Genomic DNA, 16,089 nt, shown 5'->3' with positions numbered 1-16,089 from the left:
AGCTACAATTTCCGATCGCCCAGCTCTTTTTCTTGTCCATGTTTAATTTGAAAAATTCCCAAATTTTGACTTTTGACTTTTAACTTTTGACTTTTTAAATCAACGTGCCGCACAAGTAGCAGGATTTTGCCTATAACGCTCAACGCCTTTATTCGTAGGATCGTAAGCCGTGAGCATCACCTCACCCTTGTTGTTGAACACCCATCCTTGAGCTGGTACGATTTCTTGAGTATTAGAATTTATGGATGGTAAGTTAATATTTGTTGTCGCAGTATTAGCTTTACTAGGGACAGGTACAACTAAATCAATTCGCACGTTATCGCTGTTGAGAGTGCGGTCTGGACTAGGTGGCAATCCTCCCCGTCCTGTCACGGTAAATTCACTTCCTACACCCCGCTGGCAGGGATTCTGAGCAATTTGTGTCGAAGGATCGACTACATTTTCCGGCAATTCAATCAACCCGCGACTGGGATCTACATCTGGATTGTTGAGGTCAACAGTGCCGCTTAAAGACGGTTCTTGTTGCGAAATGGCAGTGATGTCACTCGTCTGTAATTGACTGGGATTTAGATCGTTAGGACGCAATCTCTCAAGTTCCGACCGACTCAGCGATCGTATTCCAAAACGACCCCCTTGAGTATCAATTGTGATTTTCCCACCGCTACCACCTTCTGCATTGGCAGTTATATCACTATTTTCTGTAGGAAAAGCAACGAGATTTCCAGTATTAATTGTGATATTGCCTCCAGTAGCATCAGCTTGGGCATTAGTTCTAATGTTGCTATCACGGCGTAAGATTAGATCGCGCGATCGCAGATCGATATTACCTTGACCTCCTATTGTGTCAGCGTCGATCGATGCGCCATTATCTAATCGAATATCCTTAGCCGTTGCAACTATAATATTACCCGCTGTGCCACCTCCTGCGTTTTCACTCAACAAGAAACCATCATCTAATACTAATGAACCACGACGGGATATGATAGTAATGTTTCCGGCATTGCCGATAGCGCTGTCTTCCTCTACATCGGTAAAGATTGCACTACGCAGTATTTCTTGAGTATTTGGATCGATTCTAAAGCCACTGATTCTCACATCGCCTTCAACATCAATTGTTACTTGACTAACACCAGTTCCTAGCCCAGCCTGTGAATTACCTTCTGAAGTTCCTACTACACCAGATTGTATTTGTGAGCCACTGAGCAAATTTAAAGAATTAGCTTTGATTGTAATGTCACCTGCTCTTCCTATTCCGCCATTCTCTACATTACTAAACAAAGTACTAGCATCAAACTCTACAATACCATTGGTTGTTAAGAAGATGTTGCCTGCATCTCCCAAACGCTCAGTAGAAGAGATAATTTTAGATTGATTCGCAAGAGAAATACTTTCAAGCGTATTAATCGATATCTCCTTAGCATTTAGAGGAGTATCTGAGAAACCTTTAACACTATTGTTTGTAGTACTTAAGGTAGAATTATTAATACTAACTATCCTGGGTGAAGAAGTTTCTTCTGAAATTTCAGATTTCCCAATCAGAATGCGACCAAAATTACCTTTACTTTCAATTCCACTATTGTTAATAGAAATGAGATCGCGGGCATTGAGGACAATATCTCCTGCCAAACCATCACTTGTGTTTGAACTACGTAATAAAGCACTATCTTCTAAAAAGATTGAGCCAGCTTGAGACGTAATCTTAATATTGCTTGCATTACCACTAGCGCCTGACTCCACATCAGTAAAGATACCACTACGCAGTATTCTCACATCATCCCGAACATCAATTATTACTTGACTAATATCATTTCCTCGTCCAGCCTGCCTGTCCCCTAATGCTTCTAGAACACCAGATTGTATTTGTGCGTTGCTGGATATAGAAAGAGAACCAGCCTTAATAGCGATGTCACCTGCTCTACCCCTGCCTCCAGCTCTCACGTTACTAAATAAATTACCATTAGAAAAATTTAATGAACCATTAGTTGTTAAGAAAATGTTACCTGCATTTCCCAAACGCTCAGTGGAAGAGATAATTTCAGAGGTATTCTCTAAAGATATATTCTCAGTCGCATCAATTGATATATCTCCAGCATTAATTTGCGTATCTGGAAAATCTTCAATACTAACCCCTTCATTAGTTGTATTTAGAGTAGAATTGTCGAGCTGAAATATCTTAGGTGATGTAGTTTCGCCAACTAAAATTCGTCCGCGATTACCATTGCTAGAAATTGCGCTTCCGTTTTTAATTTCAACAAGTTCGCGGGCATTAAGTTTAATATCTCCAGCAAATCCAATACCAGAGTTACTTACTTCAAGTTCTGCTCCATCCAGAAAAACTGAGCCTTGAGGCGCAGTAAGATTAATTAAACTAAAACGACTATTTTCAGAATTGGCAATATCATTCTCACCTGTAGCTCTAATCGAAGCATTATTAATATTTATCGAACCATTAGCAGACGTGAGAAAAACTCTTCCAAAAAAGCCAGTACTAAATATGCTTGCTCCTCCATCAATAGCAATTTGCCCACTAGCATCAAGTGTGATATCTCCAGCAACTCTGGGATTTTCGATATCTGATTCGCCAGAGCCAAGATTAGAAGTACTTAATTCTGATTCATTAGTTAAAATAAATGAGCCAGTTGTAATTCTAATATTACTATTATCTGCAATAGTTCCTGAATTTACGTTATTCTCAATTCTGCTACGGTCTATTCTGGTTTCTCCAGTTGCATTGAGTGTAATATCATCAGCTCGAAGATTAAATATTTCCAAATTTGGAAATAGACCAGCAGTCAGTAAACTTTCTTCAGCAATGTTAATATTTCGAGCATTGATGTTAATACCTCCAAAGCTTCCTATAACATTAATTCCAGCGCGATTTGTTAAAAAAACGTCAGCTCGTGTTATGTCAGTAGGAAAACTCAACCCAAGATTCTCATCCAGTCTTACTGTTCCCGCCGATGCTACACCTCCTAACTCAACTCGACCCCCTGGAGCTTGTAAAACACCACCGTCTAGAGCTACATTACCACCCACCAAAGCAAGAATATTCCCTGGTGCTACTTCTAGAGTAGGAGTAGCAAATCTACCACCAATACCATCTAACCCAAAATCCTGTCCGAATCCTTGCACGGTAATGTTGCCAGGATTATCTCGAAATCGTAGCCCAGTGGGGATATTTACAGTCAACAACGGTGGCGCAGCACGATCGCTAGCACTAAATTCAAAATTATTGTCAAATACTAAACTATTTGCCGTACTCGCAAAAAACGATCCCCTTAAATCCAAACTGGCATTACGTCCGAAGAAAATTCCATTGGGATTAATTAAAAACAGATTGGCATTACCTAATACTCCCAACCTACCCAAAATATTTGAGGGATTTGCCCCTGTAACGCGACTGAAAATATTGGCAATACCATCAGGATTAGAAAAATAAGCTCCTCTTCCCTCATCTATATTAAACTCGCGAAAACTGTGAAAAAGATTGGAGCCGCGAGTCGCACCACCATTAATCAAATCAATCCCATCAACGATATCAGGCACTACTTGAGAGTTTTCTGTACCTAAAGTATTATCCGGCTCGATCTGGGCTTTGACGCTAGCCAGCGGAACTAAACTAACCAAACTCGCCATCAAAAACGAATAGAAAAAGAGCGATCGCCACACTAATTTCATAATTAAAAAAGACTATAATTTACTGAAAAATACCAACCATTTTCTTGCCAAGTGCGATTCTGCGAATCAACATTCGTCAGCGGAATACCGTAATCCAAACGAGCATTCAGGCGATCGCCCATTTGCCATTGCAAACCCAAACCAACACCCACCAAACTATTAGGATCGGGATCGGGATTGTCAGAACCATTCCAACCCAAACCAAAATCAACAAAAGGAACAACCTGCAAAACTCCTTCAATATCTTTTGCTCGTAGCACTGGAAATCTCACTTCTGCCGAAGTAAACAAGCCATTATCAGTCAACAACTGGTCTTGCCGATAGCCTCGAACGCTCTGAAAACCACCAATGCCAATCTGTTCCAACGGTACGAGGGTTTCAGAAGCAAATTGCAGGTCGGAACGCAAGACAAATAACATATCTGGTGCTAACTGTCGCACGTACTGCCCTTGTCCTCGCCAAGAGAAAAATCGACTGTCGGGCGGATCGCTGTTAATCGTTGCGTCAAACAATCCCACTCCTAAACTGAACTGAGAACGTAGGGCAAAAACTTGTTGGGAGCTGCGTTGGGTATATTCCTGAAAAAACCGAATTGCAGATACCTTGGTTTCCCCATCCTCATCGGCTCCAGGCGAAATCGGAATCTCTTCCCCACCAATTTTGGTCTGACTCTGCTGGCGAGATAAAGTTAAACCTAATGCTAGCTCTCGCGTTGGCGTTTGAATAATCGGTTGGCGAGAACTCAGTTCCAAGTAAAACGAGTCTCCCGTAATATCAATCCGGTCGAAAGGCGGCTCGACAACATTGGTATCGATAAACCCACTCGCTAGGGTAAACGTCCCATTTCGAGGATTAAAGGGTACTGTATAGCTCAAGTCAAAAGCATTACTACCCTCAGTGTTGGTGTATTTCAAATTCAAGCCATCTCCAATCCCAAATAAGTTGGCTTGCCTGAAATCGATTCCCCGCCGAAAACTACCCACACTGGGAACGCGACCGTTATCGGCAAATAATTCCGTCCGCAAAGAATCTGCTTCTGTCACCCTAACTTCCAACAAGCTTGTTTCTGGACGCGAACCAGCCGACAATTCCGCTGACAGATTTTGAATCAGGGGGTTGAGCTGCAATAGTTGCAGCGCTTCCAGCAGTTTCAATCGGTTCAAAGGTTTAGTAGTTGCGATCGCTAATCGACTGCGAACATACTTCGGATTCAGTCGTCGCGTCCCCGTGACGCGAATGTCTTCCAGTCCACCTTCAACAATCTGCACTTTGACCGTTGCTGCTTTTGGCGCAAAAGTTTGTCCTGCCGGAATCACCGCCCCAGAGTTGATATAACCTGCATCGGTGTACAGTTTTGTCACCGCCGCTTCAACTTGCAACAGTTCAGCAAAGGAAAGCGGTCGGTTAGTAAATGTTTTGGTTGCAGCCCTCAACTGCGCGTCACTAATTGCCTTTTCTGTATTTCCTACAAACTCAAACTGCTTGACCGTAATAGTTCCTGGTGCTTCTGAACGCTCTGGAGTTGGGGTAGGAGTCGGGGTGACATCTAGAGGAGGCTTCGGCGTAGGTCGCGGGGTTGGAGTCGGCAATTCAGGCTGTCTGGGCGGAATTGGGTTGGGAAGCTGAGACACGATCGCAGTCGATTCTGTGCAGCAAAATACACTATTCAAGTCTCCCGCCCAAGCAATAGAACTAAAGAATGCGATCGGTACTTCTAGGATCGATAAAATAGCCAAGTTGAGCCGGAAACATCGGTAATGTTCGCCACGATTCAAATGGTTTTACTCCTTAGACAAAAATATTTGCGATCGCTTTGCACGAACGCTTTGGTTTACATATTTAAGATTTTTAATGAAAATTTATTTACCACATATTGTTTTTTGAGGTCACTATCTTCATAATAAAAGTTAACCAATGTTGGGTAAATAAGCGATCGGCTTCTTCTCCGTTTGAAGAGTTGTAACTTGTAGTATTTATTCAACAAATATAAAAAAATTAAGTTTGTTGCTATCTTTAAATACAGAAATATACTATAATCCAGAGTCTAATTGTTTTTACAATTAGGGTTAGCATTATTCACCATAACAACTCAGTGAGCGATTGTTTCAGCAGGTATAAGATTCTACATCACCGAAATATTAACCATTGAAATTAATTGAGATCGATGGAAAGAACAGAAAAACTACTTGACGGACGCTATAGAGTCATCAAGATTTTAGGACGAGGAAGTTTTGGAATTACATATCTTGCTGAAGATGTTTGGTCAGATAATATGCGTTGCGCGATCAAAAAGCTTGACATCCAACAAGCAGATTTAGCAACAGCTCAAAAATTATTTCAAAGGGAAGTGAAGATTCTCAAGCTACAGCAAAATCATCAAATTCCCAAGTTCATGAATTACTTTGAGGAAGGAGAAAGCTACTATTTAGTTGAGGAATATATTCACGGTACACCTCTCAACGAGTTAATTAACTTTCCGTGGCAGAAACAAGAGGTAGTACAATTTTTACAACAGATTTTATTAGTTTTAAACACGCTACATCAGCAAAATATTATTCATCGCGATATCAAACCATCTAACATCATTAAAAGAGAGCGAGATAATCAGTTTGTTTTAATTGATTTTGGTGCAGTCAAACAATTAGATCCCAATTCTCAGATCGCCGAGCAACCCACTCAGACTAAAATTATTACACCTGAATACGCACCCCTGGAACAATGGGCAGGAAAACCCAGCTTCAACAGCGACATTTATGCGTTGGGAATTACAGCAGCTCAATTCTTGACGGGAAGTCATCCCAGCGAATTCAAACGAGACGATAAAGATAGGTTAGTTTTAACAGATGCGATCGCACCTAACGATCCATTAGCCGCTATCTTAGTTAAGATGGTATACACTCATCCCGAGCGTCGCTATCAATCTGTTACAGAAGTTCTGCAAGATTTACAGAAATTTTCATTGGAAAATAGTTCGGCAAAAATCTCAAAAACAGTAGGAATAAAATCTAGTGAAAAACCACCTCTCTTTAAAAAAGAAAAGATTTATCCCTATATTGTAGTTGGATTGACTGCATTAAGCACTGCGATCGTTGGCGTAGAGTTTTTTATTCATCCATTTATCCGCCCTTTGTATTATTTATATCAAGGTAATAGTTTGCTCGATCGCCGTCAACCAGAAGCAGCACTCGAACAATTTGAAAATATTACGGAAAGTCTGAAGCCAAACTCCGCCAACGCTTGGAAAGGACGGGGTGATGCCCTTTTTAGCATAGGACGCTATCAAGCTGCTTTAGCATCCTACGAAATGGCAAATTCATATCAACCGAACGACCCAAAAATCTTAGTTAATAAAGGCAAGGTCTTATATAAGCTAGGCGGAGATGCACATAAACAAGCATTAGATATTTATACAAAAGTTTTAAAAACCAATCCGAATAATGTGGAAGCTTGGAGCGGAAAAGGTTTAGTCCATCTAGGCTTAAATCAATCTCAGCAAGCTTCAGAATCTTTTGAAAAAGTCAAGCAACTCAGACCTAACGATCCGAGTATTTGGCAGCAAATAGGTTTGGCAGTCGAACAAATGAAAGGAGGGCAATCTGCTAGATCGTATTTTGAAGAAGCCTTGTCATCTTATAACGATCTTCTGGATAGAAAACCGAAAGATATAATTAGCTGGACTGATAGAGGATCTATTTTACTAAAATTAAATCGTCCCCAAGAAGCGCTTGAATCTTATCAAAAGGCGATAGATATTGATTTCAATTTCTATGAAGCCTTAATGGGTAAAGGCAATACACTGGTGCTGTTAGGAGAAAACAATTATTTAGATGCACTGATAGCCTACAATCAAGCAAGTAAAATTCGTCCCAAAGATTATCAAGTTTGGTACAATCGCGGGATGCTGCTATCGCAACATTTAAAGCGCCAAGGAGAAGCGATCGAATCTTTTAACCAAGCCATACAACTCAGAGACAACTTTCATCTCGCTTGGCTAGGAAAAGGCATCGCTTTAACAGAAATAGCACGCCATCAGCCAGCCCTCGAAGCCTTTGACCAAGCAATTAAAAGACAACCGCAAGATCCTCTTATTTGGGCGAATCGAGGGGATGCTTTAACAGAATTAAAAAGATATCGAGAAGCGCGAGATTCATATCAACAAGCGATCGATTTAGGATTTCCCCGCGAAGAATTGAAAACTCAGTTAGAAAAGGCTCAAAAGCTAGCAGCAGACTGATGAGAATTCGGAATTCGGGGATCGCGGAATTCGGAATTGAAGACACACCAACTACTAATTACCGCTCACTTACTAAACTCTTGGTAAGCAGCACGCGAGACTTGCCGGATCAATTCTTTTGCCTGTGCGTTGTTGTGGGGGCGCTTGACCATAGCAACGGCAACATAGCGTTTACCACTGAGCAGATCGACTAAACCAACATCCCCTACCATTGAACCAATATCTCCAGTTTTGTGAGCAATTGTTGCCCCTGGTCCCAACCCTTTTGGTAATAGCGTGGCTGTATGCGTGCGGCGCATGATATTGAGTAGGCGATCGCGCGATTTGACAGAAATTAGATCTCCTTTTTGCACTGCTACCATTAATTGCGCTAAATCTTTAGGACTGGTCGTGTTTGTCCCTTCCAGATCTGGTAACAAGTTCCGCAATTCTGTTACGGTCAAACCCCAGTTTCTGAACCGCTGATTCAAAGCTGCGATGCCACCCAAACGCTCTATCAGTAAATTAGTTGCCGTGTTATCGCTAACAATAATCATCTGAGTTGCCGTCTCTAAGGCAGTAAACTGACTACTCAACGGCTTGTATTGAAAGCCTCCCGCACCACCACCAACTAATTCTTTTTTTAAAGTTAACTTCTCGTCTAATCGAATCTTGCCCGCGTCTACATCTTGAAAAAAAGCAACCAAGATGGGAAATTTGATCGTACTTGCAGCCGCAAAAGTTGTATCTCCATGCCAATCTAGATAAGCTCCTGTCTCGGGATCGATAAAAAACATCCCAGGAAACAATTGAGTGTTGTTCGTTGCCAATTGTTGCATCAGCGTTTTCAGTGCCGTAATTTCTTGGGTTTGCTGGAGTGGTGCAGCATGGGCAACAATTTCTCTGGCTTGTAGCTGCGGCATAACTTCCATTGCCGTAATTGGTATTTCTTCAGAGGTGATGCGTGTAGTAGGGTCTAAAGCCGATAGCATCGTACCCGCGATCGCGCTGATGCCAATTCCCAGAATTAACAACCGCAAGGCGTATACAATCAATTTATTCTGGCGCTGCGGGTGTTGTCTTTGCTTACTCTGTTTTCTGGTTGGTGCTGGCAGTGTTTCGCCCGTAACTCTTCTGCTACCACTAGTTCCAGAAGAAGTCACTGTTTGGCTGCGGTTTTTCCTGTCGCTGTTTCTAGATTCCCCAGAGACTATACGATCGTCTTGTGGTGAGAAACGCCCACGCGGATTGCGCATCTTAGCCTGTTCGCGCTGTTGCGAACTGCTTAGACCTTTTTTATGCCCAGCGTTTGACCGCTTACCTGAATTTGACGACCCGCTTTCTAATACCATTGACTTACAGAAGACAACAAGGGCGAACTGGACTTGAACAATAACCTAACACTGCTTGCATGAGTTGTAAAAGCAAGTAGTATTGGGTCAAAGTTTATCTCAACCAATTTGTAATGGCGATAAATCTTCAGATGAAATATAGCTTATAAAAGCACTGATAACTGGTTACTAGTCACTCATTGCCTCCGACTTCCGAATTCCGAATTTCTCATAGCCCACTCCATCTGAGTTAATATCCCCCGCAACATTGCTACTTCAGTATTTTCTAACTGAGCGCGGTTAAATAGTTGACGAAATTTTTCCATGCGGCTAGTAGCAGTATGGGGATAAAGATAGCCAATTTTGAGTAGTAGCGCTTCGAGTTGTTGGTACAACCCTTCTAAAGCTTCTACAGAGGCGCAGTCAACTGCGATCGCCCTCTTTTCATCGTTGACTCCTAATTGGCTGCATTTCGCCAGTTCGTAACAGCAAATCGCCACAGCTTGAGCTAGATTCAATGAAGGATAGGTAGGGTTGGAGGGAATGCGGATAAAGCGCTGAGCGTAGTACATTTCCTCATTACTCAATCCTCGTGACTCGGGACCAAAGATCAAGGCTGTTGCTTGTTCTGAGGTTGAAATTAACCAAGGTAAGGCATCTTGCGGCTGTTCTAGTTGAATGTCTAAGCTGCGAGGACGAGCAGTCGTAGCGATCGCCCTAGTACACCCCTGCAAGGCTGCTGGTAGCGTTTCTACAACTTGGGCTGCTTGCAAGATATCGAAGGCATGGACTGCCATTTGTTGGGCTTCCAGCGACAGCGGATCGCACTGGGGATTGACTAACACCAACTGCTGCAAACCCATATTTTTCATCACGCGGGCGATCGCTCCCACATTCAGCGAACCTGCTGGTTCCACCAGCACGATTCTTACCGCTGCCAAGGGGTAGCCGGGGGCTGCAAGCCCATTTTTACTATATGAGGGGGAAGTAGACTCATTCACAATTCCGTAAAATTTAGTTACTCTCTCAACAACTGTATATGGCACGCACTCGATCTAAATCTGACCTACCTACAAAAATTTGTCCAGTATGTCAACGCCCCTTCACCTGGCGGAAAAAATGGGCAGACTGTTGGGATGATGTGAAATATTGTTCCGAACGCTGTCGTCGTCGCCGATCTTCAGTGTAGAGACGTTACATGTAATGTCTCTCTGCGGCGATCTCTTGGTCAAAAATAAAAAACCGCCAGGAGATGGCGGTTGTTGAGCAATCGGAGGGTTTTCAACAGCTTACCGATTCAGATTGTAGAGATTTGTAATGCTGTTTACACCAAATATGGTTTCTGCCCTCGATTTCACCATTAAGTGTCAAGATTTAATGTTTTTTTCATCAATTGGCATGAGACGATCTGCTATTTTTCCAGAGCTGGTAACCTCACAAGTCATATTCCTAGCACGGAAACAATTGAATCTAAAAGCAGCACGTCAAATTATTCTGTTTGCTTTTGTTCTAGAGACAATTTTCCTGACTGCTCTCCTAGCCAAGGATAACGCCGATGACTATTGATTCGATTTTTTTGTTTGGCGATCGCAATCTGTGCCGCTGCCTGTCGTGCCAACATGTCATATAAGTTTTTCCCATGATGCTTGTTGACTGACTGCGTGGACATTCGATGTTCTGGTGTATGGGAGTCAATCCAGTTGCGTTGCGCTTTCGCCTCCTGCTCCACTCTTGCAAGATATTGTTCGTCACCCAGATCGCTAGCGTAGTGCATGGCAGCTACTAGCATATGGTAAGCAGCTTCATAATGATTGCTCGTTAAAGCTTGATGGCTGAGTACCATTAAACTTTCGTAAATATCATCAGTTTCTCTGCTTTGTCGATCTTGCATCTGTTGTTTCCACTTCCATGCAGGCTAAACTGGTATGTCCGACTACCTGTAGCCGATCTCGCTAAAATAATAGCTTGTTGCTTACACTTGAGCAATCAACTTGAGCTGTAGAAGGATGCACTTACTTATTTTTCTGGGCGTTCTTAGCTTGCTCCAAAGCAATTTCTTTAACCGTTTGATAAGAATTTACATTCGCTGCCCCTTCAATAGCTTTCACCGCTAAGTCTTGTACTTGTTTGGAAGTTGCCTCTAATTGTTTAGCAAGGCTTTGAATCCGCGCTTCTTGATTTTGAATAATTTGTTCTAAAGATTGGACGCGCTGTTCGTAAAATCGCTTTTGTCCTTCGACTTCTTTAGCATATAAATCTGATTTAATCTTTGCCTGATAGTGAGCGATTCCTTTTCCTTCTTCTATTGCCTTTTTCAGTGTTGCTTCTTTTTCTTTAGGAAAGACTTCTACTTTAGATTTTGCTTCTGCAAACTGCGTTTCGCATTCTGCGATCGCTTTTTCTCTTTCTGTCCATTGTTTTTCTTGGGTTTGCTGAAACTCCTCTAATTCCCGATAAATGTTTTTTTGAGTTTGTTCGTATTCTTCTACCGCTAATTTACGCTGCAATTCTAAATTGTATTTATACTCCGCAGTCTCTCTTTGACGAGTTTTCGCTTGAGTTTCATTTCGTTCTTTAATCTTGACTTTAGATTCTTCTTGCTCTTTATTCCATGCCTTAACTTTTATTTCTACTCCCTGCTCTAAAGTTTCTCGTCTCTGACTAAACTCCTCGCTAAAAGTTTTTGAATTGTCTTCATAGCTCTTAATCAAGCTATCTAAAGTTGTATCATCAATCTTTTTTAGACTATGTAGAGTTTGTAATTGTTCTGTCTCAGTTGCCACATTACAACGAATCTCTTGTAATTTGGAAGCCTCTGTAGTAAGCTGCTCTGATAATTCGCTGACAGCACTACCAACTCCTAGCTGAATTTTGCCTAAGTTATCAATAATAGAATTCATTCTTTGTTGTACGGTTGCAGATTGATTCATGGCTAGTTTTGGCTCGGATATTGGTTTTGCTTGAACTACGAGAGTTTCCTTAGCTAATTTATCGAGTTGAGATTTCAGAATGGTTTTTTCTTTCGACATCTCCTCATAAGCCGCTAGGATCTCAGCTTTCGTACTCTTTTCACTTAGTTTTCTTACTACCATAAATAATCTCCTTTTCAGTTTTCAGTTATCAGCGAACAGGGAGCAGGGAGTAGGGGAGAAAAGAGGGTTCTTGACTTGTGACTTGCGACTTGTCTCCCTTATCTCTTCATTCTTCCCCTAACCTCTAGTTCCATTTTGAAAGGCTCTCAATGCTAATTCTTGAGCTTGTTGCTGTGCGGCTTGCATTTGCGCCGTTAAGTTTTCAATTTGCTCTATTTGTCTAGTAATAACTTGCTCTAAAGACTGCACTTGTAATTCGTAACTCTGTTTTGCTGCTTGCCATTCTTTCTCAAATAGATCGGCTTTAAATTTTGCATCCTGGTTGACATCTTTAATCGCTTCTTCTCTAGCTTTTTTAACTGCTTCTTCTAATTCCGTAGGGAAAGCAGCAATTTGCTTTTGGTATTCTTGTAGCAATGATTGTTGTTCAGCTAAAACTTTTTCTCGTTCTGTCCAATCTTTTTCTTTAGATTGCGTTGCTTCTTCTATTTCTCTTTCAAGCGTACGCTTTTTCAGTTGGTAAGTATCAGCGTTAATTTTTTGTGTTTGTACGAGTCGATATTGATACTCTTCTACTTCTCGCTGCCGTTCTTTAACTAACAATTCATTTTGAGTTTGTAGGTTTGTTTCAAACTCTACTTGCTCTTGTTGCCCAATTTTTCGCGTTTGCGTTATTTCTTTTTCTAAGTTTTCCTGTTGAGTTGTTGTGCCTTGCTCAATTAATTTTAGTTTTTCTTGATGCTCTTGATTTAAAATGTACAGAGTATCAGCAACAACTCTAATTTGTTGTAATTCTTGTAAATTCTGAGTCTCTACTTCAATAGCGCGCTTGAGTTCGTCTAACTTAGAAGTTTCTTTAGATAATTTCTCTGATAGTCCGTTAACAATTCCGCCAAACTCTAGTTGCAGTTCGGCTAAGCCTTTCACGATGTTATCTACTGTATAGCTAGCAGCAGTTTGTAGAATTTGTTTATTCTTTTCCTTGTCCGCCTCCTCTTGTTTAGTGGCAATTTTTAATGACATATCCTTTCTATCAGCCAGAATGCGTTGAAATGTTAACAAACGATCTGTACTGTCTTTAGCTACGAATCGATTCATATTACAACTCCTGCAACTAAATTTAAGAGAGATTTCAGTTAAAACGAATACTCGTGGCTATACCCTAAGATATAGATCCTAAGCTAGCCTTCCTTGAGGCGATCGCAAAGCAGTAAAATTGCTGAAATGACTGTAAAAACTGGCAGTTAGCACTTAGCAATTAGCCCAAAGCTAAATCCTAACCGCAACCTGCTTTTACAGTACACTTGTACTGTAAAAAATATATCTGAGTGAATGTAGGCTGTCAAGATCTGGAGATATCCAGATTTTCAGAAATTTGCAGTTGAAAGGATTTCGGATGTCTTCCGATTAGATAATAATGGTGCAAGAACAGATCGATAAAAACGATGTTTACTCGCGAATTGACCAACAGTTCCCCCAAGGTGGAAATCGGGCACATGAGCCGCATTCTGGTGGTAGAAGATGAAAACCTGATTCGGGAAATGCTCGTAATGGCTTTGGAGGCAGAAGGTTTTGCGATCGCTACTGCTGCTGACGGACGTACAGCTTTGACCTTACTTCAGAGTAGCGAACCTACCTTCGGAGATTTTCCCTTCGATCTGGTGATTTTAGATTTAATGCTGCCTCAGATCAATGGTTTAGATATCTGTCGCTTGCTCCGCCACCAAGGAAATCAAGTCCCAATCTTGATTTTGAGCGCCAAAGGCAGCGAAACCGATCGCGTCTTGGGTTTGGAAGTTGGCGCAGACGACTATCTGACAAAGCCTTTCAGTATGCGGGAGTTAGTCGCGCGGTGTCGTGCTTTGTTACGCCGCCAGCGCATAGGTGTATTACCACAAGTCCCGATTCTACAATTTAAAGATGTCACCCTTTATCCGCAAGAGTGCCGCGTAACCGTCAGAGCGCAAGAAGTCAACCTCTCCCCTAAAGAATTCCGCTTGCTAGAACTCTTCATGACTTATCCGCGCCGCGTCTGGTCGCGAGAGCAATTGCTCGATCAAGTCTGGGGAGCAGATTTTGTTGGAGACAGCAAAACTGTAGACGTTCACATTCGTTGGTTGCGGGAAAAACTCGAAAAAGACCCCAGCCACCCAGAATATTTGGTAACGGTGCGGGGGTTTGGCTATCGATTTGGATAGGTAGTTGGTAGTTGGTAGTTGGCGAATTCTCCTCTGCCCCTCTGCCCCTCTGCTCTCTTCTCCCCTGCTCCCTACTCCCTGCTCCCTGCTCCCTAGCAAGAAGGGTTAAAGTGATAGTTAACCCATTTTTGATCCTGAACCTTTCTGATGGTACTGCTGGCGTTTTTGCTGGGACTAGGGATAGGAATTTGCTTGTGGTTGTGGCAGTATACCCAATTGCAAGCTAAGTTGCGGCGTTTACTGCGCACAGTATCAGTATCTAACGACAGTGAGATGACAACTTCCCTGGGAGCGATCCCTCAGTTGCGGCAAGAAATTGTCTCGGTACAACAACAGCGGAAAGAGTTGCAAGCTAAACTGCAAACCTGGGAGCAGCTGATGCAAGTCGCTCCTGTAGGCTACTTGCAAGTAGACGAAGAAAATCAGTTATTGTGGTGCAACCAACAAGCAGAACAATTGCTAGGCTTGCAGAGGTGGGAACCCGGACAAGTGCGCTTGCTGTTAGAGTGGGTGCGTTCCTATGAATTAGACCAGTTAATCGAGCAAACGCGAGAAAGACAGCAGCCGCAGGTTAAAGAGTGGTTGTTTCATCGAACGAGTGCAGATGCAGCCGCGCTGAGTGAATTGAGAGCGCTGACGATGAACGCAGCCACCTTACCTCTGCAAAACGGACAGGTGGGTGTATTTTTAGAAAATCGCCAGCCATTGCTCGATTTAGCGCGGACTCGCGATCGCTGGGTTTCCGATTTAGCACACGAACTCAAAACGCCGTTGACTTCAATTTTATTGGTGGTAGAAGCCTTACAACAACAGCTCGAACCACCATATAAACTTTGGGTCGATCGCCTTTTGCCTGAAGTGGAAAGATTGATTAGTTTAGTACAAAATTGGTTGGAATTAAGCCAACTGGAGTTAGATCCCAGCCGTCAGCTCAAGCGCGAACCAGTGGAATTGCGATCGCTGATTGATTCCGTATGGCACACTATAGAACCTTTAGCACAGCGACAGCAAATCCGTTTATCCTATTCTGGTGCAGAAACTTTGTGGATCGAGGCAGATAAGTCTCGTCTAACGCAAGTGTTATTAAATTTACTCGATAACAGTATCAAATTTAGCCCTTTTCAAGGCACGATTTGGGTTAATGTCGAGCTAATTAATTCAGAAACTAAACTTAATTACGTGCAGATAAATATTATTGACTCTGGTTGTGGCTTTCCACCAACAGATTTACCTCATGTGTTTGAACGCCTTTATCGTGGGGATCTAGCTAGAGCCAGACAAACAACACCCGACTCAAAGAAAATTTCTACTTTTACAACTCATGGTAGTGGATTGGGCTTAGCGATCGTCAAACAAATTGTTTCGGCACATGGTGGCACGGTAAAAGCCATGAACCATCCCGAAACTAAAGGTGCTTGGCTGCAAGTTGAGTTGCCAACTCAATGACAGAGCAGATGCTTATAATAGTAAATATAGCAGAAATGTTGAATCCTGAGACAAATCTTCATATAATTTTTGATACTTCTCTGTGAAAAGAGAATCGGTCAACATTTCACGATCTTCTCCATCCAATGAAC

Annotated in this window: 11 protein-coding genes; 4 read left to right on the top strand and 7 right to left on the bottom strand. The window is 42.1% G+C overall.

From position 1 onward, the window contains the following. Positions 1 to 99: 99 nt before the first annotated feature. Positions 100 to 3,678 carry a filamentous hemagglutinin N-terminal domain-containing protein gene (locus H6G17_RS12245; RefSeq protein WP_192157444.1) on the bottom strand — a complete coding sequence of 1,193 codons (3,579 nt, stop codon included), beginning with the start codon at positions 3,676 to 3,678 and terminating at the stop codon, positions 100 to 102. Between the two features lie 2 nt (positions 3,679 to 3,680). Beyond that, on the bottom strand, positions 3,681 to 5,366 hold the full coding sequence (locus H6G17_RS12240) for a ShlB/FhaC/HecB family hemolysin secretion/activation protein (protein WP_347276427.1): 1,686 nt from the start codon (positions 5,364 to 5,366) through the stop codon (positions 3,681 to 3,683). A gap of 476 nt (positions 5,367 to 5,842) precedes the next feature. Here H6G17_RS12240 and H6G17_RS12235 point away from each other — a divergent pair, with 476 nt between their 5' ends. Continuing rightward, a complete protein-coding gene (locus H6G17_RS12235) occupies positions 5,843 to 7,912 on the top strand; it encodes a serine/threonine-protein kinase (RefSeq protein WP_192157440.1) in 2,070 nt (689 codons plus the stop codon). Between the two features lie 65 nt (positions 7,913 to 7,977). Here H6G17_RS12235 and H6G17_RS12230 read toward each other — a convergent pair whose 3' ends face one another. After that, complete coding sequence (locus H6G17_RS12230; RefSeq protein ID WP_242038354.1) at positions 7,978 to 9,147, bottom strand: serine hydrolase; 1,170 nt, start codon at positions 9,145 to 9,147, stop codon at positions 7,978 to 7,980. Positions 9,148 to 9,419: 272 nt separating this feature from the next. Next, positions 9,420 to 10,223, bottom strand: coding sequence for an RNA methyltransferase (locus H6G17_RS12225; protein WP_347276424.1), 804 nt, complete (start codon positions 10,221 to 10,223; stop codon positions 9,420 to 9,422). A 38-nt stretch (positions 10,224 to 10,261) separates the two neighbouring features. Between H6G17_RS12225 and H6G17_RS34060 the strand changes: the two genes are divergently transcribed. After that, positions 10,262 to 10,411 (top strand): DUF2256 domain-containing protein, encoded by a 150-nt coding sequence (locus H6G17_RS34060; protein WP_106169315.1) that lies wholly within the window; start codon positions 10,262 to 10,264, stop codon positions 10,409 to 10,411. A gap of 300 nt (positions 10,412 to 10,711) precedes the next feature. On the opposite strand, the gene H6G17_RS12215 is transcribed toward H6G17_RS34060, so the two are convergent. The 3 genes from H6G17_RS12215 to H6G17_RS12205 form a co-directional block, all read right to left on the bottom strand. After that, a complete protein-coding gene (locus tag H6G17_RS12215) occupies positions 10,712 to 11,113 on the bottom strand; it encodes a hypothetical protein (RefSeq protein WP_192157436.1) in 402 nt (133 codons plus the stop codon). A 121-nt stretch (positions 11,114 to 11,234) separates the two neighbouring features. Continuing rightward, positions 11,235 to 12,314 carry a hypothetical protein gene (locus H6G17_RS12210; protein WP_192157434.1) on the bottom strand — a complete coding sequence of 360 codons (1,080 nt, stop codon included), beginning with the start codon at positions 12,312 to 12,314 and terminating at the stop codon, positions 11,235 to 11,237. A 117-nt stretch (positions 12,315 to 12,431) separates the two neighbouring features. Then, the gene (locus H6G17_RS12205; RefSeq protein WP_192157432.1) at positions 12,432 to 13,412 is read right to left on the bottom strand and encodes a hypothetical protein; all 981 of its coding nucleotides are present in this window, start codon (positions 13,410 to 13,412) and stop codon (positions 12,432 to 12,434) included. Between the two features lie 347 nt (positions 13,413 to 13,759). On the opposite strand from H6G17_RS12205, the gene H6G17_RS12200 reads away from it, so the two are divergent. Continuing rightward, positions 13,760 to 14,512: a response regulator transcription factor gene (locus H6G17_RS12200; protein WP_015153506.1), complete on the top strand. Its 753-nt coding sequence runs from the start codon at positions 13,760 to 13,762 to the stop codon at positions 14,510 to 14,512. Positions 14,513 to 14,659: 147 nt separating this feature from the next. Further along, positions 14,660 to 15,958 carry a PAS domain-containing sensor histidine kinase gene (locus tag H6G17_RS12195; RefSeq protein WP_192157430.1) on the top strand — a complete coding sequence of 433 codons (1,299 nt, stop codon included), beginning with the start codon at positions 14,660 to 14,662 and terminating at the stop codon, positions 15,956 to 15,958. Positions 15,959 to 16,089 lie beyond the last annotated feature (131 nt).

Source organism: Chroococcidiopsis sp. [FACHB-1243] (genome assembly GCF_014696895.1).
GTDB lineage: Bacteria > Cyanobacteriota > Cyanobacteriia > Cyanobacteriales > Chroococcidiopsidaceae > Chroococcidiopsis.
Note: the sequence above shows the minus strand (reverse complement) of the source record. Positions and strands in the feature narration are given on the sequence as shown.